This window comes from Pseudonocardia sp. HH130630-07 (assembly GCF_001698125.1).
In the GTDB taxonomy this organism is placed as follows: domain Bacteria; phylum Actinomycetota; class Actinomycetes; order Mycobacteriales; family Pseudonocardiaceae; genus Pseudonocardia.
On record NZ_CP013854.1, the window covers coordinates 4,056,826 to 4,080,651 of the forward strand.

At 75.6% G+C, this 23,826-nt stretch carries 23 protein-coding genes; 10 read left to right on the forward strand and 13 right to left on the reverse strand.

Annotated elements, in window-relative coordinates; all coding sequences use genetic code 11:
- The first annotated feature begins 367 nt into the window (after positions 1-367).
- Positions 368-1,144: a MerR family transcriptional regulator gene (locus AFB00_RS19265; RefSeq protein ID WP_068798388.1), complete on the forward strand. Its 777-nt coding sequence runs from the start codon at positions 368-370 to the stop codon at positions 1,142-1,144.
- Positions 1,145-1,156: 12 nt separating this feature from the next.
- On the opposite strand, the gene AFB00_RS19270 is transcribed toward AFB00_RS19265, so the two are convergent.
- The 4 genes from AFB00_RS19270 to AFB00_RS19285 form a co-directional block, all read right to left on the reverse strand.
- Entirely contained in the window at positions 1,157-2,698 is a 1,542-nt protein-coding gene (locus AFB00_RS19270) for a sensor histidine kinase (protein WP_068798389.1), read from the reverse strand.
- Positions 2,699-2,703: 5 nt separating this feature from the next.
- A complete protein-coding gene (locus AFB00_RS19275; RefSeq protein ID WP_068798390.1) occupies positions 2,704-3,441 on the reverse strand; it encodes a response regulator transcription factor in 738 nt (245 codons plus the stop codon).
- 67 nt (positions 3,442-3,508) lie between these two features.
- Positions 3,509-4,270: a siderophore-interacting protein gene (locus AFB00_RS19280; RefSeq protein WP_068798391.1), complete on the reverse strand. Its 762-nt coding sequence runs from the start codon at positions 4,268-4,270 to the stop codon at positions 3,509-3,511.
- Positions 4,271-4,297: 27 nt separating this feature from the next.
- On the reverse strand, positions 4,298-4,903 hold the full coding sequence (locus tag AFB00_RS19285) for a TetR/AcrR family transcriptional regulator (RefSeq protein ID WP_068798392.1): 606 nt from the start codon (positions 4,901-4,903) through the stop codon (positions 4,298-4,300).
- Positions 4,904-4,980: 77 nt separating this feature from the next.
- On the opposite strand from AFB00_RS19285, the gene AFB00_RS19290 reads away from it, so the two are divergent.
- Complete coding sequence (locus AFB00_RS19290) at positions 4,981-6,435, forward strand: flavin-containing monooxygenase (protein ID WP_068800458.1); 1,455 nt, start codon at positions 4,981-4,983, stop codon at positions 6,433-6,435.
- Positions 6,436-6,490: 55 nt separating this feature from the next.
- A complete protein-coding gene (locus AFB00_RS19295; protein WP_068800459.1) occupies positions 6,491-7,420 on the forward strand; it encodes an o-succinylbenzoate synthase in 930 nt (309 codons plus the stop codon).
- On the opposite strand, the gene AFB00_RS19300 is transcribed toward AFB00_RS19295, so the two are convergent.
- From AFB00_RS19300 to AFB00_RS19320, 5 genes are read right to left on the reverse strand one after another with little or no spacing between them, the layout of a single operon-like run.
- Entirely contained in the window at positions 7,414-8,025 is a 612-nt protein-coding gene (locus AFB00_RS19300; protein ID WP_068798393.1) for an MSMEG_1061 family FMN-dependent PPOX-type flavoprotein, read from the reverse strand. The two genes, AFB00_RS19295 and AFB00_RS19300, sit on opposite strands and share 7 nt — an antisense overlap.
- A 41-nt stretch (positions 8,026-8,066) precedes the next feature.
- The gene (locus tag AFB00_RS19305) at positions 8,067-9,587 is read right to left on the reverse strand and encodes a GntP family permease (RefSeq protein ID WP_231973990.1); all 1,521 of its coding nucleotides are present in this window, start codon (positions 9,585-9,587) and stop codon (positions 8,067-8,069) included.
- Between the two features lie 45 nt (positions 9,588-9,632).
- On the reverse strand, positions 9,633-10,538 hold the full coding sequence (locus AFB00_RS19310) for a hydroxymethylglutaryl-CoA lyase (RefSeq protein WP_068798395.1): 906 nt from the start codon (positions 10,536-10,538) through the stop codon (positions 9,633-9,635).
- Between the two features lie 21 nt (positions 10,539-10,559).
- Positions 10,560-11,429, reverse strand: a complete 870-nt coding sequence (locus AFB00_RS19315) for an IS5 family transposase (protein ID WP_068796711.1) — start codon at positions 11,427-11,429, stop codon at positions 10,560-10,562.
- A 36-nt stretch (positions 11,430-11,465) separates the two neighbouring features.
- The gene (locus tag AFB00_RS19320) at positions 11,466-12,734 is read right to left on the reverse strand and encodes a CaiB/BaiF CoA transferase family protein (protein ID WP_083275664.1); all 1,269 of its coding nucleotides are present in this window, start codon (positions 12,732-12,734) and stop codon (positions 11,466-11,468) included.
- 139 nt (positions 12,735-12,873) lie between these two features.
- On the opposite strand from AFB00_RS19320, the gene AFB00_RS19325 reads away from it, so the two are divergent.
- Both AFB00_RS19325 and AFB00_RS19330 read left to right on the forward strand, forming a co-directional pair.
- The gene (locus AFB00_RS19325; protein WP_068798397.1) at positions 12,874-13,524 is read left to right on the forward strand and encodes a GntR family transcriptional regulator; all 651 of its coding nucleotides are present in this window, start codon (positions 12,874-12,876) and stop codon (positions 13,522-13,524) included.
- Positions 13,521-14,486 carry an NAD(P)/FAD-dependent oxidoreductase gene (locus AFB00_RS19330; RefSeq protein ID WP_197519591.1) on the forward strand — a complete coding sequence of 322 codons (966 nt, stop codon included), beginning with the start codon at positions 13,521-13,523 and terminating at the stop codon, positions 14,484-14,486. The genes AFB00_RS19325 and AFB00_RS19330 overlap by 4 nt, the downstream gene beginning before the upstream one ends.
- 55 nt (positions 14,487-14,541) lie before the next feature.
- On the opposite strand, the gene AFB00_RS19335 is transcribed toward AFB00_RS19330, so the two are convergent.
- Genes AFB00_RS19335 through AFB00_RS19350 form a run of 4 tightly spaced genes read right to left on the reverse strand, consistent with a single transcriptional unit; the run spans position 14,542 to position 18,582 of the window.
- Complete coding sequence (locus AFB00_RS19335) at positions 14,542-15,759, reverse strand: MFS transporter (protein WP_068798398.1); 1,218 nt, start codon at positions 15,757-15,759, stop codon at positions 14,542-14,544.
- Entirely contained in the window at positions 15,756-16,736 is a 981-nt protein-coding gene (locus tag AFB00_RS19340) for an ABC transporter substrate-binding protein (RefSeq protein WP_068798399.1), read from the reverse strand. The genes AFB00_RS19335 and AFB00_RS19340 overlap by 4 nt, the downstream gene beginning before the upstream one ends.
- A gap of 22 nt (positions 16,737-16,758) precedes the next feature.
- Positions 16,759-17,550: an ABC transporter ATP-binding protein gene (locus AFB00_RS19345; RefSeq protein WP_068798400.1), complete on the reverse strand. Its 792-nt coding sequence runs from the start codon at positions 17,548-17,550 to the stop codon at positions 16,759-16,761.
- Positions 17,551-18,582 (reverse strand): FecCD family ABC transporter permease, encoded by a 1,032-nt coding sequence (locus tag AFB00_RS19350; RefSeq protein ID WP_083275665.1) that lies wholly within the window; start codon positions 18,580-18,582, stop codon positions 17,551-17,553.
- Positions 18,583-18,714: 132 nt separating this feature from the next.
- Here AFB00_RS19350 and AFB00_RS19355 point away from each other — a divergent pair, with 132 nt between their 5' ends.
- The 5 genes from AFB00_RS19355 to AFB00_RS19375 all read left to right on the forward strand — a co-directional run bounded on the left by AFB00_RS19355 (position 18,715) and on the right by AFB00_RS19375 (position 23,790).
- The gene (locus AFB00_RS19355; RefSeq protein WP_231973991.1) at positions 18,715-19,422 is read left to right on the forward strand and encodes a methyltransferase; all 708 of its coding nucleotides are present in this window, start codon (positions 18,715-18,717) and stop codon (positions 19,420-19,422) included.
- A complete protein-coding gene (locus AFB00_RS19360) occupies positions 19,419-20,228 on the forward strand; it encodes a Rossmann-like domain-containing protein (RefSeq protein WP_068798403.1) in 810 nt (269 codons plus the stop codon). Before AFB00_RS19355 ends, AFB00_RS19360 begins: the two co-directional genes overlap by 4 nt.
- Positions 20,225-21,139: a GHMP family kinase ATP-binding protein gene (locus tag AFB00_RS19365; RefSeq protein WP_068798404.1), complete on the forward strand. Its 915-nt coding sequence runs from the start codon at positions 20,225-20,227 to the stop codon at positions 21,137-21,139. The genes AFB00_RS19360 and AFB00_RS19365 overlap by 4 nt, the downstream gene beginning before the upstream one ends.
- 8 nt (positions 21,140-21,147) lie before the next feature.
- Positions 21,148-22,200, forward strand: a complete 1,053-nt coding sequence (locus tag AFB00_RS19370; RefSeq protein WP_068800461.1) for a pyridoxal-phosphate dependent enzyme — start codon at positions 21,148-21,150, stop codon at positions 22,198-22,200.
- An 84-nt stretch (positions 22,201-22,284) separates the two neighbouring features.
- Complete coding sequence (locus AFB00_RS19375) at positions 22,285-23,790, forward strand: FAD-binding oxidoreductase (protein WP_083275666.1); 1,506 nt, start codon at positions 22,285-22,287, stop codon at positions 23,788-23,790.
- The last annotated feature ends 36 nt before the right edge of the window (positions 23,791-23,826 follow it).

Below are 23,826 nucleotides of genomic sequence, written 5' to 3' on the forward strand. Positions count from 1 at the left end.
GACCGGGGGAGTGGGTGCCGGGCCGGCCGGCAGGGAGGGGGGCCCGTCGGCCGGCCCGGTGGTCGCCGACCGCGGGCATGCGGCCGGCCGGACCCTTGTCGCCGCCCCGGACGGGCCGGTGGGCCGGGCGAACCCGGCCGCGGGCGTCCGTGCTGACGTCGACACCGCCGAACGGTACAACTCCGCCCGGCACTCGTGTCAACGTCGGCGTCGGACAGCGCTGTGAGCAGCGCGGCGGGCGGTCGGGGAGGGCTCCGTGCAATGTCGCCGTCGCCGGGGGACACCGTGTGTCACCGTCGGCGGGGGCGCGCCGCCCAGCGTGTTCGGAACCGGTGGGCGGGGGCGGTTCGAGGTAGGCTGCCCCCCGATGTCCGGATCGCCGTCCGCCGGGGACGACTACCCCATCGACCAGCTCGCCGCCCGGGCCGGGATGACCGTGCGCAACGTGCGGGCGCACCTGTCGCGCGGCCTGCTCCCGGCCGGGCGGATGCGCGGGCGCACGGCCTGGTACGGGCCCGAGCACCTGGCCCGGCTCGAACTGATCGCGGGGCTGCAGCGCCGCGGCTTCTCGCTGGCGGCGATCGGCGTCCTGATCAACCAGACGCCGTCGGACAGCGCCGAGGAGGCGCTGCGCCTCTACCGCGGGATGCTCGCGCCGTGGCAGCCGGAGGACCCGGTCGAGATCGACGCGGACGGGTTCGCCGCCTGGGCGGGCGCCGAGCTGCCCGCGGACGCCGTGTCCCGGCTCGCCGCGTCCGGCCTGCTGGAGCACCCGGCACCCGGCCGGCTGCGGATCCTGAACCCGTCGCTGGTGCGGGCCGGTGCGCACGCGATCGCGCTCGGGCTGTCCCCGGAGTCGGTCGTCGAGGTCGGGGTGGCGCTGCGGGCGCGGACCAGGGCGATCGCCGACCTGTTCGTCGAGCTGTTCCACGACGAGGTGTGGCAGGCGCACGTCGCCGCCGGGATGCCCCGTGACGGCGTCGCCGACCTGCGGACCGCGGTCGAGGCGCTGCAGCCGGTCGCGACCCGGTCGCTGCTCGGCGCGTTCCGGCAGACGATGCTGGAGGCGATGGAGGACTTCATCCGGGGGCTGTCCACCGACCTGGCCCCGGACGACCGGGAACACCCGGCGCCGCGCGGGTAGTGCTCCGGGCCGTCATGCAGTGGGCAGCTGCACCGTGAACGTGGTGTGCCCGGCCCGGCTGTCGGCTCCGACCGTGCCCTCGTGCGCCGTCACGACGGCGGCGACGATCGCCAGCCCCAGGCCGGTGCCGGGGGTGTCGTTCCCGGCCCTGGCCCGGCCCTCGGCGGCGCGGGTGAAGCGCTCGAAGACGCGGCCGAGGACGGCGGGATCGATGCCAGGGCCGTCGTCGGTGACGCTCAGCCGCACCCGGCCCGGGTCCGGGCGGTCCAGCCGGACCCGCACCGTGGTGCCGTCCGGGGTGTGGGTGCGCGCGTTCGCCAGCAGGTTCGCGAGGACCTGGGCGAGCCGGTCCGGGTCCCCGGTCACGGTGACCGGCTCGCCGGGCAGCTCCGGGACCCAGCGGTGCCCCGGCCCGGCGACGTGCGCGTCGCCGATCCCGTCGAGCACCAGCCGGGTCAGGTCCACCTCCGACCGGGCCAGCGGGCGGCCGGCGTCCAGCCGGGCCAGCAGCAGCAGGTCCTCGACCAGCGCGCTCATCCGCTCGGCCTGCGAGGTGATCCGCCGCAGCGCGTGCGCGGTGCCCGGCGGCACCGGGGCGCTCTCCCGCCCGGAGAGCTCGGCGTAGCCGCGGATCGCGGCGAGCGGGGTGCGCAGCTCGTGGCTCGCGTCGGCGACGAACCGGCGCAGCCGGGTCTCGGAGTCCTGGCGGGCGGCGAGCGCGCCCTCGACGTTGTCGAGCATCCGGTTCAGCGCGGTCCCGACCTGGCCGACCTCGGTGCGCGGGTCCGGCTCGGGGACCCGCGCGGCGAGCTGCACCTCGCCCCGGTCCAGCGGCAGCTCGCCCACCCGCGCGGCGACCCCGGCGACCCGCTCCAGCGGGCGCAGCTCCCGGCGCACGAGCACCGCCGCGGCCAGCCCGGCGAGCAGGACGGCGCCGCCGAGCACGACGAGCTCGATGAGCAGCAGCCGGTCCACGGTCTCCCCGGCGCCGTCCGGGCGGGCCACGACGACGGTCCGGTCCCCGGCCGCGTACGCGGCGGCCTGGTAGGAGCCGGCCTGCAGGGCGACCGGGTGCGGCACGGCGTCGCGCGCGACCCCGCCCAGCGCGGCGACGTCCGGCTCGGACAGCGCCGCGCGGGTCCCGTCCGGACCGGCCCGTTCGGCGCGGACCGGCCGGTCGCCGTCGAACACCGCGACCGCCGCGCCGGGACCCTGCCCCGGGCCCAGCAGCAGGTCGCCATCGGCCCTGTCGGTGCTGTCGGCCCTGTCGGCGCCGTCGGCACCGTCGGCGGGGGGCGGGCGCCCGCCGGGCCCCTCCGGCAGGCCCGCACCGGCACCGGCCACCGTCCCCGGCGCCAGGCCCAGCACGCGTCCGGCGACGGCGTCGAGGGTGAGCACCAGCTCCCGGTCCTGCCGGCCGGACAGGAAGTGGTCCAGCGACAGCGTCGTCACGATCCCGATCGCCGCGCACGCCACCGCGAACACCAGCAGCACCGTGCCGACCAGCCGGGCCCGCAGCGAACGGGCCCGGCCGGGCAGCCGGCCGGGCGCCACCGCGGCTACCCGGCGGGGCGCAGCACGTAGCCCGCCCCCCGCACCGTGTGGATCATCGGCGGGAACCCGGCGTCGATCTTCTTGCGCAGGTAGGACACGTACAGCTCGACCACGTTGGACTGGCCCCCGAAGTCGTAGTGCCACACCCGGTCCAGGATCTGGGCCTTGGACAGCACCCGGCGCGGGTTGCGCATGAGGAAGCGCAGCAGCTCGAACTCGGTGGCGGTGAGCTCGACCGGGCGGTCGCCGCGGTGGACCTCGTGCGCGTCCTCGTCGAGCACCAGGTCGCCGACGACGAGCCGGGCCGTCCGCCGCGCCGCCGTCATCCCGGCCCGGCGCAGCAGCCCGCGCAGCCGGGCGACGAGCTCCTCCAGCGAGAACGGCTTGGTGACGTAGTCGTCGCCACCGGCGGTGAGCCCGGCGACCCGGTCCTCCACGGCGTCGCGCGCGGTCAGGAACAGCACCGGCACCTCCGGGGTGTCGGCCCGGACCCGGCGCAGCACCTCGACCCCGCCGACGTCGGGCAGCATGACGTCGAGGACGATCGCGTCCGGCCGGAACTCCCGGGCCGCCCGGACGGCGGTCGACCCGTCCCCGGCGGTCCGGACCTCCCAGCCCTCGTAGCGCAGCGCCATCGAGAGCAGTTCGGTGAGGGTCGCCTCGTCGTCGACGACCAGCACCCGGACCGGTCCGCCGTCGGCCCGGCGCAGGCCGTCGCCCTCCCGGTCGCTCACCTCGGTCATGGTGCCAGCACACCCGGTGAACCTGTGTGACGGCTGTGCGGCACCTGTCCGGATGCTGTCGCCCGGCTCAGCGGGCGCGCCAGTAGCCCGTCGCGTAGACGGCGCGCCGGTCGAATCCGCGGTCGGTCAGCAGGTGCCCGCGCAGGTCCCGGACGGCCGCGGACTCCCCGGCCAGCCAGGCCTGGCCGGGACCCTCCGGCAGCTCCGCCGCCCGCACGGCCGCGACCAGCGGCGCACCGGCCGGCTCGGACCCGCGGTGCACCCAGTCCACCCGGGCGCCGCCGGGCAGGTCCTGCTCCTCGCCGGGGCCGGCCACCTCGACGACCGCCCGCACGGGCACCCCGGGATGGTCCGCGGCGAGGGTCTCCAGCACCGTCGCGATCGCCGGCAGCGCCGACTCGTCGCCGATGACGAGATGGTGCCCGGCGGCCGGGTCCGGGTTCCACCGTCCGCCCGGTTCGGACACCCCGACCCAGTCACCGGGCCGGGCGGCCACCGCCCAGGCCGCGGCCGGGCCGTGCCCGGCGTGCACGACGAAGTCGACGTCCAGCTCGCCGTGCTCGCCGGTACCCGGGGCGAACCGGCGGACGGTGTAGGTCCGGATCGCCGGGCGGGCCTGCCCGGCGGGCCACACCGGCCCCCCGGTGGACGCCCGTGGCACGGCGGGCCGCTCCTGGCCCTCGACCGGGAAGAACATCTTGATCCGGCGGTCCGGGCCGTGGCCGGGGAACCCGGCGAGCTCCTCGCCGGTCAGCGTCACCCGGATCATCCCGGGGGTGACCCGGTGCACGCGGGTCACCTGCAGCAGGCGGGGTGCGGTCGTGCTCATGACCGAGGAGTCTCCCGGACCACTCGGTCAGCGGGCGCGGGGGAGCCCCGCGAGGCCGGTCCAGGCGACCTCCATGAGGTAGTCCGTCGCCTGTGCGGCGGTGATCCGCTCGTCCTGGCCGCGCCACACCGCGAGCCGCTCGGCGGCCCCGACGATCACCTGCGCCCAGCCGGTGAGCCGGTCCGGCTCGGTACCGGGCACCTGGGCGGCGAGCAGGCCGGCGATGAAGTCGGTCTGCTGGGCGCGGATCTCCTCGAGCGCCTCGCCGGTGACCCCGGCCTCGGAGCAGAACAGCTGCCAGGCCGGTGCCCGCCGGTCCAGGTAGGTGAAGAACGCCAGGGTGCCGCCGCGCAGCATCGACTCGGGATCGTCGGCCTCGCCCGCCGCCCGCGCGGTGACCTCCAGCAGCTCGGCACGGGCCCGCGTGATCGCGGCGAGCAGCAGGGCCTCCTTGGACCGGAAGTGGGCGTAGAGGACCGGCTTGGTGACGCCGACCCGCTCGGCGACGGTGTCCATCGAGGCCCCGGAGTACCCGTGCTCGCCGAACACGGCGACGGCGGCGTCCACGATCTGCCGCTCCCGTTCGGCCCGGGGCACGCGCCGCCGGGGGCCGGGAACGGTCTGCGTGGTCATGGGCCGGGACCCTACCCGCGGTAACTTACCCGTGGTAGGTTACCGCCGGTAACAGTGACGCAGCCGTGGGGGAGCGCATGCCCGAGCAGGTCGACACGGTCATCGTCGGGAGCGGGTTCGCCGGCCTCGGCGCGGCGATCCGGCTGGACGGCGCCGGCCGCCGGGACTGGGTGCTGCTGGAGAAGGCCGGCACCCTCGGCGGCACCTGGCGCGACAACGTCTACCCGGGTTGTGCCTGCGACGTGGAGTCGCACCTGTACTCGTTCTCGTTCTTCCCGCACGACGGCTGGACCCGCACCTTCGCCCGGCAGGCCGAGATCCGGTCCTACCTGGAGGACGTCGCCGACCACTACCGGCTCCGCGACCGCGTCCGGTTCGGCGCGCACGTCACCGGGGCGGAGTGGGACGGCACGCACTGGGACGTCACGCTCGCCGACGGCGACGTGCTGCGGGCCCGCTACGTCGTGTTCGGCACCGGCGCGCTGCACGAACCGGCGGTCCCGGAGATCGAGGGGCTCTCCGGGTTCGCCGGTGCCGCGTTCCACTCGGCGCAGTGGGACCCGTCGGTCGACCTGCGCGGCAAGCGGGTCGCGGTGATCGGGACCGGGGCGTCGGCGATCCAGTTCGTCCCGGCGATCGCGCCGGAGGCCGGGCACCTCACGCTGTTCCAGCGCACCGCACCGTGGGTGCTGCCGAAGCCGGACAAGCCGATCCCCGAGCGCACCCGGCGGGCCTTCCGGCGGGTGCCCGGCCTGCGCCGCGCCTACCGGGCGGCGCTGTACTGGCGGCACGAGGCGATGGTCGTCGGGTTCCTGCACCCGCGGGTCATGCGGATCGCCGAGCGGGTCGCCCGGCTGTACCTGCGCCGCGCGTTCGCCGGGGACGACGCGCTGCGCCGGGCCGTGACGCCGGACTTCACGATGGGCTGCAAGCGGGTGCTGATGAGCAACGACTACTACCCGGCCCTGCGGCGCGCCGACGTCACCGTCGAGACCACGGGCATCGCCCGGATCACCGAGCGTGGCGTCGTCACCACGGACGGGGCCGAGCACCCGTGCGACGTCATCGTGTTCGGCACCGGCTTCCGGGTCGGCGACGGCATGAGCCGCATGACGATCACCGGCCGGGACGGGGTGAAGCTCGCCGACGCCTGGCAGGACGGCCCGCAGGCGCTGTACGGCACCACGGTCGCCGGGTTCCCCAATCTCTTCTCCGTCGTCGGGCCGAACACCGGGCTGGGGCACAGCTCGATGGTGCTGATGATCGAGTCCCAGCTGAACTACGTCCTCGGCGCGATGGACCTGGTGGACCGGCACCGGGCGGTCGCCGTCGACACCCGCCGCGACGTGCAGGACGCGCACAACGCCGATCTGCAGGCCCGGCTCGGTGCGGCGGTCTGGGGTTCCGGGGGCTGCGCGTCCTGGTACCTGGACGCCCACGGCCGGAACCGGACGCTGTGGCCCGGGTACACGTTCGACTTCCGGCGCCGCACCCGCCGGGTGGATCCGGCCGCGCACGAACTCGTGGCCTGACGGGGTACTAGCGTCGGGCGGCGTGGACGAATCCGCCTGGGCCTACGCGCTGCCGATGACCACGCGTTTCCGCGGGATCACCGTGCGGGAGGGGCTGCTGCTGCCCGGTCCCGCCGGGTGGGGCGAGTTCTGCCCGTTCACCGAGTACGACGACGCCGAGGCCGTGGCCTGGCTGGCCGCGGCCCGTGAGGCGGCGGACGACGGCTGGCCCGAGCCGGTCCGCGACCGGGTCCCGGTCAACGCCACGGTCCCGGCGGTCGGCCCGGAGCACGCGCAGCGGATCGTCCGCGACTCCGGGTGCCGCACCGCGAAGGTGAAGGTCGCGGACCCTGGCGGGTCGCTCGCCGAGGACGAGGAGCGGGTCGCCGCGGTCCGCGACGCGCTCGGCCCGTCGGGTCTCGTGCGGGTGGACGCGAACGCCGCGTGGGGCCGGGACGAGGCGGTCGCCGCCATCACCCGGCTGGACCGGGCGGCCGGCGGGCTGGAGTACGCCGAGCAGCCCTGCGCGTCGGTGGAGGACCTCGCCGCGGTGCGCCGTGCGGTGGACGTCCCGGTGGCCGCCGACGAGTCGATCCGCCGGGCCGAGGACCCGATGCGGGTGGTGCGGGCCGGGGCGGCCGACGTCGTCGTCCTGAAGGTCTCGCCGCTCGGGGGGGTGCGCCGGGCACTGCGGATCGCCGAGCAGTGCGGCCTGCCGGTCGTGGTGTCCTCGGCGGTGGAGTCGGGGGTCGGGCTGGCGGCCGGGCTGGCGCTGGCCGGTGCGCTGCCCGAGCTGCACCACGCCTGCGGGCTGGGGACGGCGTCGCTGCTGGCCGCCGACGTCGTCGACCGGCCGTTCGTCCCGGACGGCGGGTTCCTGCCGGTGCCGCGCCGCGCCCCGGAACCGGTGCGGCGCGACGGCGTCGAGGCGGACCCGGAGCGCGCGGCCCGGTGGCGGGCCCGGCACGACCGGGTCGCCGCGCTCCTGGAAGCCCCGGTTCAGTAGCGGTTGGCCTTGGCCTCCCGGCGCATCGCCGCGTCGATCACCCGGGCCGGGCCCGGGACCCGGTACTGGCCCTTGACGAGCTTGCCGGCGCTGGGCACCTCGCCCTTCGCCGGCCAGGTCGAGGCGTCCCACAGCGAGGACCGCAGGAACGCCTTGGCGCAGTGCAGGAACAGCTCCTCGACCTCGACGACGATCGCCACCTCCGGGGTCGATCCCTGCACCGTGAGCCGGTCGGCGAAGTCCGGCCGGTGCACGATCCGGGCGCGGCCGTTGACCCGCACCGTGTCGTTCGACCCGGGCACCACGAAGATCATCCCGACCCGGGGGTCGTGCAGGATGTTGCGCAGCGAGTCCAGCTTGCGGTTGCCCTTGCGGTCGGCGAACGCGACCGTGCGCTCGTCGAGCACCAGCACGCAGCCGGCGGGATCGCTCCGCGGGGAGACGTCCACGCCGTCCGGGCCGGTCGTCGCGAGCAGGAAGAACGGCGAGGCGGCCAGGAACTCCGCCGTCACCGGGTCCACGTGGTCGCGGGCCTTGTCCCGGATGGCGGCGCTGGTCTCGCCGATGACCTCGCGCAGCCGCGCCTCGTCCGTGATCTCGTCCATCTCGCCTCCGTCTCGGTTAGGTCACCCTAACTCCGTGCTGGTCAGAGGACCACCACCGATGCGGCGAGCAGCAGCAGGAACGAGACGACCGAGGCGATCGACGGGCCCAGGGTGTAGGTCTTGAGCGCCCCGCGGACCGACAGCTCGAACACCGACTTGAACAGCCAGAACCCGTTCGCGTTGGGCAGCCCGCCGAACAGGGCGCCGGACAGCGCGGCCAGCCCGATCAGCACCGCCTGCCCACCGCCCGCAGCCTCGGCGACCGGGGCGACGATGCCGATCGCGGTCAGCGCGCCCAGCGTGATGGACCCGACGGCCGCGTGCAGCACGGCGGCGATGATCCAGGTCAGCACGATGGGCGAGCCGAACCCGGCGTCGAACAGACCGGAGAGGTAGTCGCCCGCGTCGGTGCCGCCGACGAGCGCCGCGAAGCTCCCGCCGACCCCGGTGAGGACGAGGATGGACCCGCTGGTGCGCATCCCGCGGCGGACGGCCTCGTCGAGCTCCGCCGCGCCCAGCACCCGGCGGGCGATCACGTAGGCCACGCACACCCCGGCGAACAGCGCGGTGCTGACGTCACCGACGACGTCGACGACCGTCCCCTGCACACCGGCCGTGGTCAGGCCGGCCCCGAGCAGGATCATCACCACGGTCACCACGAGCGGGGCGGCGTAGAGCCACAGCGGCCCGCCCGGTCCGGCGGAACCGCCGGTGCCCGGTGTCGCGGCTCCCGCGGGACCGACCGTGCTCCCGGAGCCGGAGCCGGAGCCGGACGGCTCGGTGGGGCCGGAGCCGGTGTGGCCGGCCGGGCCGGGCACCGCGCCGGGGTCCGGCCCGTCCCCGGGCCCGGCGGCACCTGCGGACCCGCCCGGCGCGGCGGGGTCCGCGACGGGAGCCGTCGCCGGGACCGCGGCCGGGGCGAGCTCGTCCCGCGCGGGGTTCCACAGCCCGTACCGCACCAGCAGCGAGTACACCGCGACCGTGACGACGATGGTGAGCACCCCGACCGGCAGCGCGTAGAGCAGCGCCTGCCCGACCGGGATCCCGAGCACCCCGACGACGGCCATCAGCGCCGTCCCGGGCACGACGAACGTCAGGCCCGCGGTGATGCCCACGATCGCGGCCCCGGACAGCAGACCGTGCCCGTCGCGCCCGAGCCGTGACGACGCGTGCCGGGTCAGCGGCCCGGCCAGCACGATCAGGACGTCGGCGAACACCGAGGCGAGCACCACGCCCAGCGACAGCCCGTAGGCGTAGGGCACGCCGCGGCGGCCGAACGTCCGCAGCATCGACTCGGCGATCCGTTGCGGCACGCCGAGCGCCTGCACGAGCGAGCCGAGCAGCACACCGAACGCGATCAGCAGCCCGATCTCGCCCATGACCGAGCCGAAGCCCTCGGCGACGGCCGTGCTGGTCCCCGCGGCGCCCTGCCCGGTGGCGAGCCCGAGGTAGGCCGCGCCCAACACGAGCGCGATCACCGGCTCGACCCGGAGCGCGACGATGACGCCGACGACGCCGGCCAGCGCGATCCCTATGTGCAGGATCGCCATTGATCCGATCACGGGTGTCCTCGCTTTCTCTGTGGGACCGGCCCGGGCGGGCCGGGGTCAGCCGGGGCCGGGGAAGTCGCCGGCCGCGAGCAGCGCCGAGGGCAGGGTGCGGCCCAGCACGGAGCCGAGCCAGCGCGCGCCGTCGCACAGCCGCCGCAGGTCGTGCGGCACCGCGACGCCGCTGCGGCGCAGCGCGTAGACGAGGTCCTCGGTGGCGACGTTCCCGGTCGCCGCGGGCGCGAACGGGCAGCCACCGGCGACGCCGATGCTGCTGTCGAGCGCCGTCACCCCCGCCTCGACCGCGGCCAGCGCGTTCGCGACGGCGGTGTTGCGGGTGTCGTGCAGGTGCACCCGCAGCGGCGTGCCGGGGGCGGCGGCGCCCGCGAGGGCGAACCGCTCGTGCACGTCCCGCGGGACGGCGACGCCGATCGTGTCGGCGAGCGCGATCTCGTCCGGCCCGGCGGCGGCCACCGTGTCCAGGCAGTCACGCAGCCGCTGCACCGGCACCTCGCCCTCGAACGGGCAGCCGAACGACGCGCCGAGGGTCACCGTCACGGTGACCCCCGCGGCGCGGGCCCGCGGGACCAGCCGGGCCACCAGGTCCAGCGCGCCCGCGGTGTCGGTGTTCTGGTTGCGCCGGCTGAACGTGTCGGTGACGACGGCGACGACGTCGATCTCGTCGACCCCGCACGCCAGCGCCCGGTCCAGGCCGCGCTCGTTCATCACCAGGCCCGCGTAGCGCACGCCCGGCTCCCGCGGGACGAGCGCCATCAGCTCCTCGGCCCCGGCCATCGCGAGTACCCGCGCCGGGTTCGCGAAGCTCACCGCCTCGATCCGCCGGGCACCGGCGGCGACGGGCCGGCGCACGAGCTCGAGCTTCTGCCCGACGTCGAGGTGCACCGCCTCGTTCTGCAACCCGTCCCGCGGCGCGACCTCGACCAGCGTGATCCCCGGCGCGGGCATCTCAGAGAGTGTTTGAGAAGATCATGTTGAGGGTGTGACTACGTACTTCTGCTGGCGTCGGGCGGGTTCGCCACGGGCGATGCGGCGGGTGATGGTGTTGATCGCCGCCCAGCGGATCATGGCCTCGGACACTGCGGGGTGGCGTTCGTAGTCGCGGGCCAGGCGGCGGTGTGCGGTGACCCAGGCCAGGGTCCGCTCGACCACCCACCGCCGCGGGAGGACGGCGAATCCGCGCTGCTCAGGCGGTTTGCGCACGATCTCGACGCTGGTGTGCAGGATCGTGGTCGCCCAGTCCAGCAGGCGCCCGGCGAACCCGGCGTCGGCGTAGACGAACCGCACCCTCGTGCGCAGGTAGAGGTCGAGCAGGATCGACTTGGCGCCATCGCGGTCCTGCACCGACGCCGAGCACACCATCGTGGTCAGCAGCAGGCCGAGGGTGTCGGTCACGATGAACCGCTTCCGACCGTTGATCTTCTTCCCGGCGTCGTAGCCGCGGGTGTCCCGCCCGACCGTGTCAGCGCCCCTCACCGACTGCGAGTCGATGATCCCCGCGCTGGGTTCGGGGTCGCGGCCCTCATCAGCGCGTAGCTGACGGCGCACGATCGGGAGGATCTGCTCGGTGACCCTCTGCTGCTCCCACCGGTTGAAGTACCAGTACACCGTCTGCCACGGCGGGAAATCCACTGGTAGAGCCCGCCACGCGCACCCGGCGCGCACGACGTAGAGGATCGCATCCACCACATCACGGCGCGCGTGCTTCTCCGGCCGGCCTCCCGCCCCCGCCGCTGGCAGCAGCGGCTCGATCAACGCCCACTGCTCATCGCTGGTGTCCGAGGGGTACCGCCGCCTACGCCGAGCCACTCCTCCACGATGGACCACACCCGGACGCATCCAGCGCAGACACGCCGACCCTTCTCAAACACGCTCTCAGACGATCCCCTGCGCGCGCAGCTCGTGCAGGCGCTCCGGCGCCGTGCCGAGCACCGCCGAGAGCACCTCGTCGGTGTGCTCGCCCAGCTCGGGGCCGAGTGCGGCGACCCGGCCGGGCGTGCCGGACAGCCGGGGGACGACGTTCTGCATCGGGAACGGGCCGAGCGCGGGGTGGGTGAGCCGGACGATCGCCTGCCGCGCCGCGAAGTGCGGGTCGCGCAGCATGTCCTCGGAGCGGTAGGCCAGTCCGGCCGGGACACCCGCCTCGTGCAGGGCGTCGAGCAGCTCCTCGCTGTCCCGGGTCGCGGTGATCGCGGCGATCTGCCCGTCCAGCTCGGCGCCGTGCGCGCCGCGGGCGGTGTGCGTGGCGAACCGCTCGTCGTCGAGCCAGTCGGTGCGGCCGAGCGCCTCGGCCAGCCGGCGGAAGACGGTGTCGCGGTTGCCCGCGATGAGGACCTCGGCGCCGTCCCGCGACGGGTAGACGTTGCTGGGCGCGACGCCCGGCAGCGTGCTGCCGCTGCGCTCGCGCTGGAACCCGGCCAGCTCCCACTCCGGCAGCGACGCCTCCATCAGCGCGAGGACGGCCTCGTAGATCGCCGAGTCGACGACCTGCCCGACCCCGGTCCGCTGCCGGTTGACCACCGCCATGACCGTGCCGAGCGCGGCGAACGTCCCGGCCAGCGAGTCACCGAGGGAGACCCCGATCCGGCTGGTCGGGCGGCCCGGCTCGCCGGTGAGGTAGCGGATGCCGCCCATCGCCTCGCCGATCGCGCCGAACCCGGCGCGCCCGGCGTAGGGACCGGTCTGCCCGTAGCCGGTCACCCGGGTCATGATCAGTCCCGGGTTGACCCGGCTCAGGTCCGCGTAGCCGCAGCCCCAGCGCTCCATGGTGCCGGGCCGGAAGTTCTCCACCAGGACGTCCGCGTGCTCCGCCAGGCCGCGCAGGATCTCCTGGCCCTCCCGGCGGCGCAGGTTGCAGGTCACCGACTTCTTGTTGCGCGCGATGACCGGCCAGGACAGCGAGTGTCCCGACGGGTGGCGGTGCCCCCACTCCCGCATCGGGTCGCCGGCGCCCGGATCCTCCAGCTTGATCACCTCGGCGCCGAAGTCGCCGAGCAGCTGGGCGCAGAACGGGCCGGCGATCAGCGAGCCGGTCTCCAGCACCCGCAGCCCGGCGAGCGGGCCGCCGGATGCGGTCGCGGTGTCCGGGCCGCTCCCCGGTGCACCGGGTGTCGTCGTCGTCATGGTGCTCGCCGGCTCCCTCATCCTCGGGTGGTGTGCGCCACGGCAGCCTGCATTGTGTACATGATTCCCGACAAGGGTCGACAGCTGCAGGAGAAATGCCGAGCAAAGAGCTAGATTGTGTACAAGATCGGGTATCGGGCCGACGGCCTAGAGTGCGGGCATGGCGACGGGGGCCGAACGGGCCTACGAGGTGGTGCGGTCCGCGATCGTGGCGGGCGAGTACCGGCCGGGGGACAAGCTCAACGAGGAGTCGCTGGCCCAGCGGCTGGAGCTGAGCCGGACACCGGTCCGGGAGGCGCTGCGCCGCCTGGGGCGGGACGGGCTGGTCGAGATCGAGGCCAACCGCGGTGCCCGGGTGATCCGGTGGGACGCCGAGGACCTGCGCGAGGTGTTCGCGCTGCGCGCGGTGCTGGAGGGGCACGCGGCGGCCCGGGCGGCGGAGCTGCGCACGCCCGAGCAGCTCGACCGGATCGAGGCCGCGCTGGCCGCGATGGATGAGCTGGGGGAGCGGTCCGACGCCGACGCGATCGAGCGCCGCAGCGTGCTCAACGCCGAGCTGCACTCGGGGATCGCCGACGCGGCGCACAGCCCCCGGCTGCCCCGGCTGCTGCAGCAGCTGGTCAGCGTCAACGCCATCGCCCGCAACTTCGGCCGTTACCCGGCCGCCGCGCTGGCCCGCAGCCAGCGCCAGCACCACGACATCGTCGTCGCCGTCCGCCGGCGCAGCCCCGAGCTGGCCAGGGCGGCGATGACCACCCACCTGCTCACCGCCGCCGAGGTGCTCGCCGACCTGCCCGCGGCGGACGGGTGAGCCCGCCGCGGGTGACCGTGGTCGGGGCCGGGATCGCCGGCGTGACCTGCGCCGCCGTCCTGGCCGGCCGTGGCGTCGCGGTGACGGTGCTCGACCGGGCGCGCGGTGCCGGTGGGCGGCTGGCGACGCACCGGCACGCCGGGCGCCCGGCGGACATCGGTGCCGCCTACTTCACGGTGTCCGGCGCGGACTTCGCTGGGCAGGTCCGGCGCTGGCAGGCCGCCGGCCTGGCCCGGGAGTGGACCGACACGCTCGGCGTGTTCTCCGGGGTCGACCGGGCCCCGGACAGCCGGGGCCCGATGCGCTGGGCGGCGCCCGGTGGGCTGCGTGGCCTGGTCGCCGACGCCGCCGCGGAACTGACCGTGCGTACCGGGCACCCGGTCCGTTCGGTGCGGCCCGGGCCGGGTGGCCGTCCGCTGGTGGACGGCGAACCGTGCGACGCGGTGGTCCTCGCGATGCCGGACCCGCAGGCCGCACGGCTGCTGGACCCGGCGACCCCGGCCGGGGCCGCGGTCACCGGGCGGGCCTGGAACCCGGTGCTGGCACTGACCCTCGGCCACCCCCGCCACGCGTGGGCGCCGCTGCGCGCCGCGTTCGTCAACGACCACCCGGAGCTGTCGCTGGTCGCCGACGACGGCGACCGCCGCGGCGACGGCGCCCCGGTCCTGGTCGCGCACTCCACGGGCGATCTCGCCCGCCGGTTCGACGCCGATCCGGCGGCCGCGGCCGGTCCGATGACCGCGGCGGTGCACCGGCTGCTCGGGATCGACTCGGATCCGGAGTGGACGCACGTGCACCGCTGGCGCTTCGCCGCCCCCGCCGGCTCGCGGGACGAGCCCTTCCACCTGGGGACGGACGGGATCGCGCTCGCCGGGGACGGCTGGGGCCGGTCCCGGGTGGAGACGGCCTGGCTCTCCGGGGACCGCCTGGGCCGGGAGCTGGCCGGGCGACTCGGTCACTGAGTGCGTCCCGGGCGGCGGGTGTGTCCGCGGCCCCGGGGTGCGACGTCGCGCCGGGTCACCCCGCCGAGGCCGGCACCCGGGAGAACCGGCGCGCGCCGGGGGCCAGCATCGCCAGGCCCGGCCCGAGCAGGCACAGCGCGGCGCACACCAGCAGCACCGGGCGCAGCCCGAAGGTCTCGATCGCCGGGGCGATCAGCGCCAGCCCGAGCGGCGCCAGCCCGTAGGACAGCAGGAAGTCCAGGGACGACACCCTGGCCAGCTTCGCCGGGTCGACCTCGCGCTGCACCGCGGTGAACCACGGGACGTTGAACAGCTCGATCCCCACCCCGCACACCACGTAGGCGGCCACCACGACCCAGATCGGCAGCGGCGTCAGCAGTGCCAGCGGCGCGAGGGCGTACAGCGCGAGACCGGCGAGCGCGACCCGGCCGCGGGCCTCGGGCCGCCACCGCGCGACGATCACGGCGCCGACCAGCGCCCCGGCGGTGTAGCCGGTGAGTGCGGCGGCCAGCACCGTCGCCCCGCCGTAGGTCTCGCTGCTGACCAGCGGCAACGCCACCCCGGTCGCGGAGTAACCGGTGGAGATCACCGCGGTCAGCGCGCCCAGCCCGGCGAGGAACCAGGGGTGCCGGCGGGCCTCGGTGAGGCCCTCGGCGAACTCGGCGACGAATCCCGGGCGGGGCCCGGTGGGCACCGCCCGGTGCGTACCGGCCCCCGGCACGACGGCCGCGAGCACCCACAGCACGGTGATGCCGAGCGTGACGCCGGCGACCGGGACGACGGTAGCGGCCAGCGCGGTCAGCGCCGGTGCGACCAGCGTGGTGCCGCGCACCGCGAACGTCATCGCCGCGTTCGCCTCCTGGCGCTGCTCGGCGGCGACGATCTCGGCGACCAGCGCCTGGAACGCCGGCCGGCAGGCGCCCTGGCCGACTCCGGCCAACGCGCACCCGGCGAGTAGCAGCGCGAGCCCCCCGGCGCCGGTGAGGGCCAGCGCGGTGCCCCCCGATCCGGCCGCGGCCAGCGCGCCGGACCAGGCCACCGTCGTCCGGCGGGAGTAGCGGTCGGCGAGCACGCCACCGGCGGGCATCGCGGCGAGGAACCCGGCGGTGCGCACCCCGAGGGCCAGTCCGAGATCCACGCCGGACAGCGCCCCCTCGACGACGCCGAGGCCCAGCACGAACGGCAGCGCCCAGGTGGCGATGCCGGACGCGGTCGTCCCGATCCAGAGCCGCAGGAACGCCGGCTCGCGCAGGACCGTCCGTGCGTGCGTCACCGGCGGAACTCCTTCAGGTAGGCGCCGAAGCGCTCCAGGCCGTCGATGTTGCGCGGGCCGCTGATGCCCTCGTTGTAGTCGAGCACGAAGAACGCCCGGTTCGCGATCGCGGGGACGCTGCGCAGCTGCGGCAGCGAGGTCAGGTAGTCGATCTTCTCCTGTGCGCTCTGGTCGCCGTAGTCGAGGATCATGATGATCTCCGGCCGGCGCTGCACGACGGTCTCCCAGCCGACGTCGGTCCACCGGGCGTCGAGGTCGCCGAGCACGTTGCGGCCACCGGCGAGGGAGATGATGTCGTTCGGCGGGACCTGGTTGCCCGCGGTGTTCGGGCGGTCGGTGCCGGAGTCGTAGAGGAACACCGACGGCGGCGGATCCAGCCGCGGGGCGGCCTCGGTCACCGCGGCCACCCTGGTCTGCATACCGGCGACGACCTGGTCGGCGCGCTCGGGCACCCGGAAGATCGCACCGAGCCGGCGCATGTCCTCGTACAGGCCCTCCAGCGGTGTGACGCGCTGCGGGTGGCCGGGGTAGTTCCAGCAGGTCTCGGTGTGCATGAAGCTCTGGACGCCGAGCCGGTCCAGCAGTTCGGGGGTGATGCCGCGCTCGTCGGAGAACCCGGACCGCCATCCCGCGACGACGAGATCGGCGCCGGCGTCCACGACCAGTTCGCGGTTGAGCAGATCGGTCGACAGCTTCTCGGTGCGGGCGTAGTCCGCCGCCCACGGCGACTCCTCGACCGGCGGGTTCGCCGGTGGCATCACCCAGCCGCGCACCCGGTCGGTGAGACCCAGTGCGAACAGCTTGTCGGCGCTGCCCGCCTCGTAGGCGACGGCGCGCTCGGGCGCCCGGTACTGCACCGGCTGCCCGCAGCGGGGCACGGTGACGGTCTCGGCCGTGGACCGCTCGACCTGCGCACCGCAGGCGGTGACGGCGAACAGGGTGGCGAGCAGCAACGGCACGGCGCGGGTGGTGCGCACGGGGGACTCCTCGGTTCTCGGGTCAGTCGTCGGCGCTGCCGGGGGTCCCCGGCAGCGTGTAGAGCAGCCGGGTCCCGCCGGTCACGGGATGGGTGACGACATCGGCGTGCACGCCGAACACGTCGGCGACCAGCGCGGTCGTGAGGACCTCGGCCGGGGTGCCCGCCGCGACCAGCCGGCCGTCGTGCAGTACCCCGATCCGGTCGCAGACGGCGGCCGCGAGGTTCAGGTCGTGCAGGACGACCAGCACCGTCGTACCGATCTCGCGCAGCAGCGCGAGCAGCCCCAGCTGGTGGGCGATGTCGAGGTGGTTGGTCGGCTCGTCGAGCACCAGCACCTCGGGGGTCTGGGCGAGTGCGCGGGCCGCGAGCACCCGCTGGCGCTCCCCGCCCGACAGGGTCAGCACCCCGCGGTCGGCGAGCGGTCCCACGCCGACCCGGTCCATCGCCTCCCTGCAGATGCGCAGGTCCTCCGGCCCCGGTCCGCGGTGCCCGGACAGGTGCGGGGCCCGGCCGAGGGCGACCAGCTCGGCGACGGTGAAGTCCAGGTCCGAGGAGTGGTCCTGGGTCATCGCCGCGACCCGCCGGGCGCCCTCGCGCAGCGGGGCCGCGGTGAGGTCGTCGCCGTCGAGCAGCACGGTGCCGCGCAGCGGGCGCAACGTCCGGTAGACGCAGCGCAGCGCGGTGGACTTGCCGCTGCCGTTCGGACCGACCAGGCCGACCACCGACCCGGACGCGACGTCGAGGGACAGCTCGCGCACGATCTCCCGGCCGCCGGCGGCGACGGTGATCCCGGCGAGGGCGAGATCGGTCATCTACACACCCCCGAAGACGTAGCCGCGCCGGCGCAGCAGGAGCACGAACACCGGCACGCCGACGAGCGCCGTCACCACCCCGAGCGGCAGCTCCCGCGGGGCGACGACGGTGCGCGACAGCAGATCGACCCACACCGCCAGCACCGCGCCGACCAGCGGGGCCAGCACCAGCACCCGGGCGTGCGCGGCGCCGGTGACCATCCGCACGAGGTGCGGCACGATCAGCCCGACGAACCCGATCGCCCCGCTGACCGCGACCATCGCGCCGGTCATCACCGAGGTCAGCACGAAGAGCTCCCGGCGCAGCCGTGCGGTGTCCACACCGGAGCTCGCGGCGGTCTCGTCGCCCAGGGAGAGCACGTCCATGTCGCGGGCCCGCAGCCGCAGCGCCACGATGCCGGCGAGCACCACCACGACGACCAGCGGCAGCGAGCCCCAGGTGGCGGCGCCGAACCCGCCGAGGGTCCAGTAGAGGACGGTGGCGGTCGCCTCGCCCTGCGGCACCAGGTAGATCAGCAACGCCATCGCGGCCTGGAACGCGTACGCCATCGCCACCCCGGTCAGGACCAGTCGCAGCGGGCTCGTCGCGCCCGGTCCCCGGCGCCGCGCGGCCAGGTAGACCAGGACCGCGGCGCCGAGCGCACCGGCGAACGCCCCCACCGACAGCGCGTAGATCCCGGCGACGGCCAGCGCCCCGGTCACCAGCACGGTCACCGCGCCGACCGCGGCGCCGGAGGAGATCCCCAGGACGAACGGGTCGGCGAGCGGGTTGCGGACCAGGGCCTGCACCCCGGCCCCGACCGCGGACAGCCCGGCGCCGACGACGGCGGCGAGCAGCACCCGCGGCGTGCGCAGCTGCCAGACGATCTCGTAGGTCGCGACCTCGTCGAGCCGGATCGTGCCCCCGGTGAGGGCGGCCCCGAGGTAGCGCAGCGTGTCGGCGGGATGGACGGAGGCCGGTCCGAGCCCGATCGCCAGGACGACGGAGACCACCAGCGCCACGGCGAGCCCGGCCGTTGATTTGATGAACATGATTGTCGTAGGTGATAACACCCGGACGGTCGGAGCGCCAGCGTCCGGGTCGAGTCGTGATGGGCGCCCCGTCCCGGTTGTCCGGCTCGACATAAAATGGTATCGGTTTCCATTATGACGCAGAGTGTTCCCGTGACGGCGCAGGAGTTGCCGCCCCCGTTGCCCGCGGCGACCGTGACGGCGCTCAACCGGCCGGACGGCACCCTCCACACCACCCGCACCCGCAGCTGGAACGGCTGGGACCTCGACGTGCCGCCCGGCGTCTTCCGGCCCGGCCTGACCAGCGAGATGATCGCCGACCGGGTGCTCTCGGGGGAGATCGAGACCCGGGGCCGCCGCTACCTCGCCATGGGGTGCGGTCTCGGGCTGGAGGTCGTCGCCGCAGGGATCCGCGGTGCCGGGCACGTCTACGCGGTGGACGTGCACCCGGCGAGCGTCGAGACCGCCGTGCGCCACCACGACCGGCTGGCCGGCCCGGGCGGCTGCACCGGGATCGTCGCCGACCTGCTCGACGGCGTCCCGGACGGAACCGTCGTCGACGTCGTCACGTTCAACCCGCCGGCGGTGAGCGTGCGGGTGGCCGAGGACCCGGACGTCGTGCGCAACGTCTGCGAGGGGGCACCGCTGCTGGACCGGTTCTTCGCCCAGCTCGCGGGCCGCGACGTCCTCGCCCCGGGCGGGGAGGTCCTCGTGATCGCATCGAACACCGCCGACCTGCCCGCCATCGTGCGGAGCGCGGCCGGGCACGGGTTCGACGCCGGGCTGGTGCTGCGCCACGACTGGGGCGACGGTGTGCTCACCCACCTGTTCCGCTTCACCCGCAGCGGCGGTGCCCGATGAGCCGGACCGTCGACGGACTCGTCGCCGAGGTGCTCGACGGCGGGCACGGCCCCGACCCGGCCGGGCTCACCGCGACCAGCGTGTTCTGGGCCGGTCACGGCACCCGGCTGGCCGGGGGACCGGTGACCTACCGCAACCACTACGTCCTCGTCCGCTGCGGTGCCGCGTTCGGTGCCGCGTCGGTCCGGGCCGGTGAGCTGGACCCCGTGGCCTGCCAGGACCTGTCCGGCAGCGGTCTGGACACGCTGCTCGCCGCCGGCGCCCCGGCCCCGCTACGGACCGCGGCACTGGACGCCTACCTGGCCGGCGTCCGCCCGTTCCGCGACGATCCCGCGGCCGAGCGGGTGGAGCTGCCCGCCGGCACGCCGGAGCAGCGGGCACTCGCCCGCGACGCCGCCGTCGCGGGGCTGCTCGACGTGCCGGCGGGTGCGCGCGTCGCGCTGATCGGTGTGGTGAACCCCCTGGTCGCGGCGATCCGGGAGCGGGGAGCGGAGTGTCTGCCGTGCGATCTGGACCTGCGCACGACCCAGTGGGGCGACGTCGTGTCCGACTCGGCCGAGGAGGTGATCGACGCCGCGGACACCGTCGTCGCGACCGGGATGACACTGGCCAACGGCACGTTCGACGCGATCGCGGCCCGCTGCCGGGACCGCGGGATCGGGCTGACCGTCTACGCGCAGACCGGCGCCGCGGTGGCGCGGGCGTTCCTCGGCGACGGCGTGACCGCGTTGTCCGCGGAGCCGTTCCCGTTCTCCCAGTTCAGCGCGGATCCCACGGCTCTGTACCGGTACCGGGCGCACCGGTGAGGGCCGGCCGGGGACACGCGCCGTGCCACCACGGTGAGCTGCTGCAGGGCTTCTTCCGGGACGGCTCCGGCGTGCCGCGACCGGGCCTGGTCACGCTGCCGTCGCCGGAACCCGGCGTGCGCGCGGACTTCATCCCCGCGACGGTGGGGTCCGGGGTGACGGTGCACCCGCCCGGCCGGACCAAGGCGGCGCGGGCCGCACGACTGGCACTCGACGCCGTCGGCGGGCCGGGGACGCCCGGCGGGGTGCTGACCCTGACCGGATCGGTCCGGCCCGGTCTGGGCCTCGGCTCGTCGACCGCGGACGTGGTCGCCGCCGTCCGGGCGGTCGCGGACGCGGCCGGAGCGCGGATCGGGCCGCACACCCTGGCCCGGCTGGCGGTGGCGGCCGAGGCGGCGAGCGACCCGCTGATGTTCGACGACACCCGGCCACGGTTGTTCGCCCAGCGCGACGGGAACGTCCTGGAGGTCCTGCCGGGCCGGATCCCGCCGCTGCTGGTCCTCGGTTGCCTGCTCGACGGCGGCCGCCCGGTGCCGACCCCGGCCGTCCGCCCGCCGGAGCCGCCGGCCGCGGTCGTCGACACCTACGAGGCCCTGCGGGCCGGGTTGCGCACCGCGTTCGCCACCGGCGACGCCGCCGCGACCGCCCGCATCGCCACCCGCAGCGCGCGGCTGCACCGGACCGACGGCGAGGTGGACCGGTTGCTGGCCGCCGTGCACCCGGCCGGGGCGCTCGGGGTGCAGATCGCACACAGCGGCAACGTGGCCGGGGTGCTGCTGGCCCCCGGTGACGGAGTCGCCGCCGACCGGGCCGAGGCTGCGCTGCGTGCCGCCGGGTTCGTCCCGACCGGCCGGTTCACCGCCGGCACCGGCGAGCCCCGGCCGGCCGCCGCCGCGGGGGGAACCCGGTGACCCTCACCATCGACGACCACGTCGCCGACGCCGTCGGGCGGCCGGACCTCGTCCGGCTCGGTGAGCGGGTGCTGTGCCTGCGGTTCGAGACGATGAAGGTCCTCAGCGCCGACGCCGCGGTGCGCAGGCTGCTCGACACCGGCCGGGTCGTGCCCGGGGACGCCGTGGTGGACAGCTCCAGCGGGATCTACGCCTACGCGCTGGCCCTGGCCTGCCACCGGCACGGGCTGCGCTGTCACATCGTCGGCTCCACCACGGTCGACGACGCCGCCCGGCTGCAGCTGGAGCTGCTCGGCGCGACCCTCGAACGAATGCCGCCGAGTGCCGACCTCAAACTCGACCAGAGCCGCCGGGTCGCCCGGATCCGCGAGCTGCTCGCCGCCGATCCGCGGCTGCACTGGATGCGCCAGTACCACGACGACGTGCACTACCTCGGCTACCGCACGGTCGCGCACCGGCTGCGCGAGGCACTCGGCCCGGTGCCGCTGACCGTCGTCGGCGGAGTCGGGTCGGGCGCGTCCACCGGCGGGCTCGCCCGCTACCTGCGTGCCGCGGACCCACCCGGCACCCCGACCCGCCTGGTCGGCGTGCAGCCGTTCGGCAGCGTCACCTTCGGCAGCGAGCACGTCGCCGACCCCGACATCATCATCGCCGGGATCGGCAGCTCGATCCCCTTCGGCAACGTCGAGCACCCGGCCTACGACGTGGTCCACTGGACCGGGTTCACCGCGGCGCTGTCCGGGGCAGTGGCCCTGCTGCGCGAGCACGCGGTGTTCGCCGGGCTGTCCGCCGGCGCGGCCTACCTGGCGGCCCGCTGGGAGCGCGACGCCGACCCGGACCGCACGGTGCTGACGATCGCCGCGGACACCGGGCACCGCTACGTCGGCGGCGTCTACGCCCGGCACGCCGAGGCCGTCCCCCTCGACTCGCTCGCCCCGCACCTGGTCCGGTCCACCGCGGAGCTGGCGCTGCCGTGGTCACGGATGGCGTGGGCCGGGGCGGCCGGGCCACCGGGCGCGCGGGCCGGCGCGGTGCCGGAGCCCCGGCCCCGGGCGGGCTGACGTCCCACCGGGCGACCGTCCCCGCGGGCGACCGGGTGCCGGCGGCACTGGCCGGGCGGCCCGTGGCGGCTTACCGTCGCGGTCATGGTCGAGCGTGCATCCACCGGCGGAGAGCTGATCGAGGGCGAGCCGGTCGTCGTCGAACCGGAGGGGCGGCCGTTCGGTGGGTCGACCGCGCCGGCCGAGCTGGGCCGGTCGGTGCCGGACGCGACCGGGCGGGCGGTGCTCGCCGACCTCGCGGCCGTACTGGACGCCGACCGGATCCTGACCGACCCGGACACCGTCCGCCCCTACGTGCACGACGAGGCCGAGTGGGCCGGCTACGGCACGCCGCTGTGCGTGGTGCGGGCACGCAGCACCGCGGACGTCGCCGCGACGGTGCGGGTCTGCGCCCGGCACCGGACACCGGTCGTCGCGCGCGGGGCGGGCACCGGTCTGTCCGGCGGCGCGAACGCGGTCGAGGGCTGCGTGCTGCTGTCGTGCGAGCGGATGACCGCGATCCGGGAGATCTCGCCGGGGGAGCGGCTCGCCGTCGTCGAACCGGGGGTGGTCAACGACGACCTGCGCGCGGCCTGCGCGGAGCAGGGGCTCTGGTACCCGCCGGACCCGGCGTCCGCGCCGTGGTCGACGATCGGCGGCAACGTCGCCACCAACGCCGGTGGCCTGTGCTGCGTGAAGTACGGCGTCACCCGCGACTACGTCCTCGCGCTCGAGGTGGTGACGGCGCGCGGCGAGACCGTGCGGGTCGGCCGGCGCACCGCGAAGGGGGTCGTCGGCTACGACCTGACCGGGCTGATGGTCGGCTCCGAGGGCACCCTCGGCGTGATCACCGAGATCACCGTGAAGCTGCGCCCGGCCCGGCCGGCTGCGCCGCGCACCGTCGTCGGGTTCTTCGACTCGCTCGCCGACTGCGGGGCCGCGGTCGCCGCCGTCACCGAGCAGGGGCTGCAGCCCGCGGTGTTCGAGCTGGTCGACCGCGAGTGCCTGGCCGCGGTGAACAGCTGGCGCAACGCCGGTCTCCCGGAGGACGCCGCCGCGTTGCTGCTCGCCCAGACCGACCTGCCCGAACCGGCGGCCGAGGCGGAGGCGGAGGCGATCCTCGCCGCGTTCACCGCGCACGGGGCGACCGAGGCGATGGCCTCGACCGACGAGACCGAGGCCGAGGCGTTGTTCGCCGCGCGGCGGATGGCCTACCCGGCGCTGGAACAGCTCGGGATGGGCATGCTGACCGAGGACGTCTGCGTCCCCCGGCCCCGGATGGCGGCCATGCTGGCCCGGATCGAGGAGATCGCCGCCCGGCACCGGGTGCGGATCGCGACCGTCGCGCACGCCGGGGACGGCAACCTGCACCCGCTGATGCTGACCCCGCACGACGATCCCGGCGCGCGGGAACGGACCCGGGCCGCGTTCGACGAGATCATCGGCACCGCCGTCGAACTCGGGGGGACGGTGACCGGTGAGCACGGCGTCGGCCTGCTCAAGCGCGACGGCATGGAACGGGAGCTGGGGCCGGAGGTGCTGGCCATGCAGCGCGCGGTGAAGTCCGCACTCGACCCGGACGGCATCCTCAACCCGGGCAAGGCCGTCTAGACCGCACGCGGAGGATCGCCCGGACGGCCCCGTATC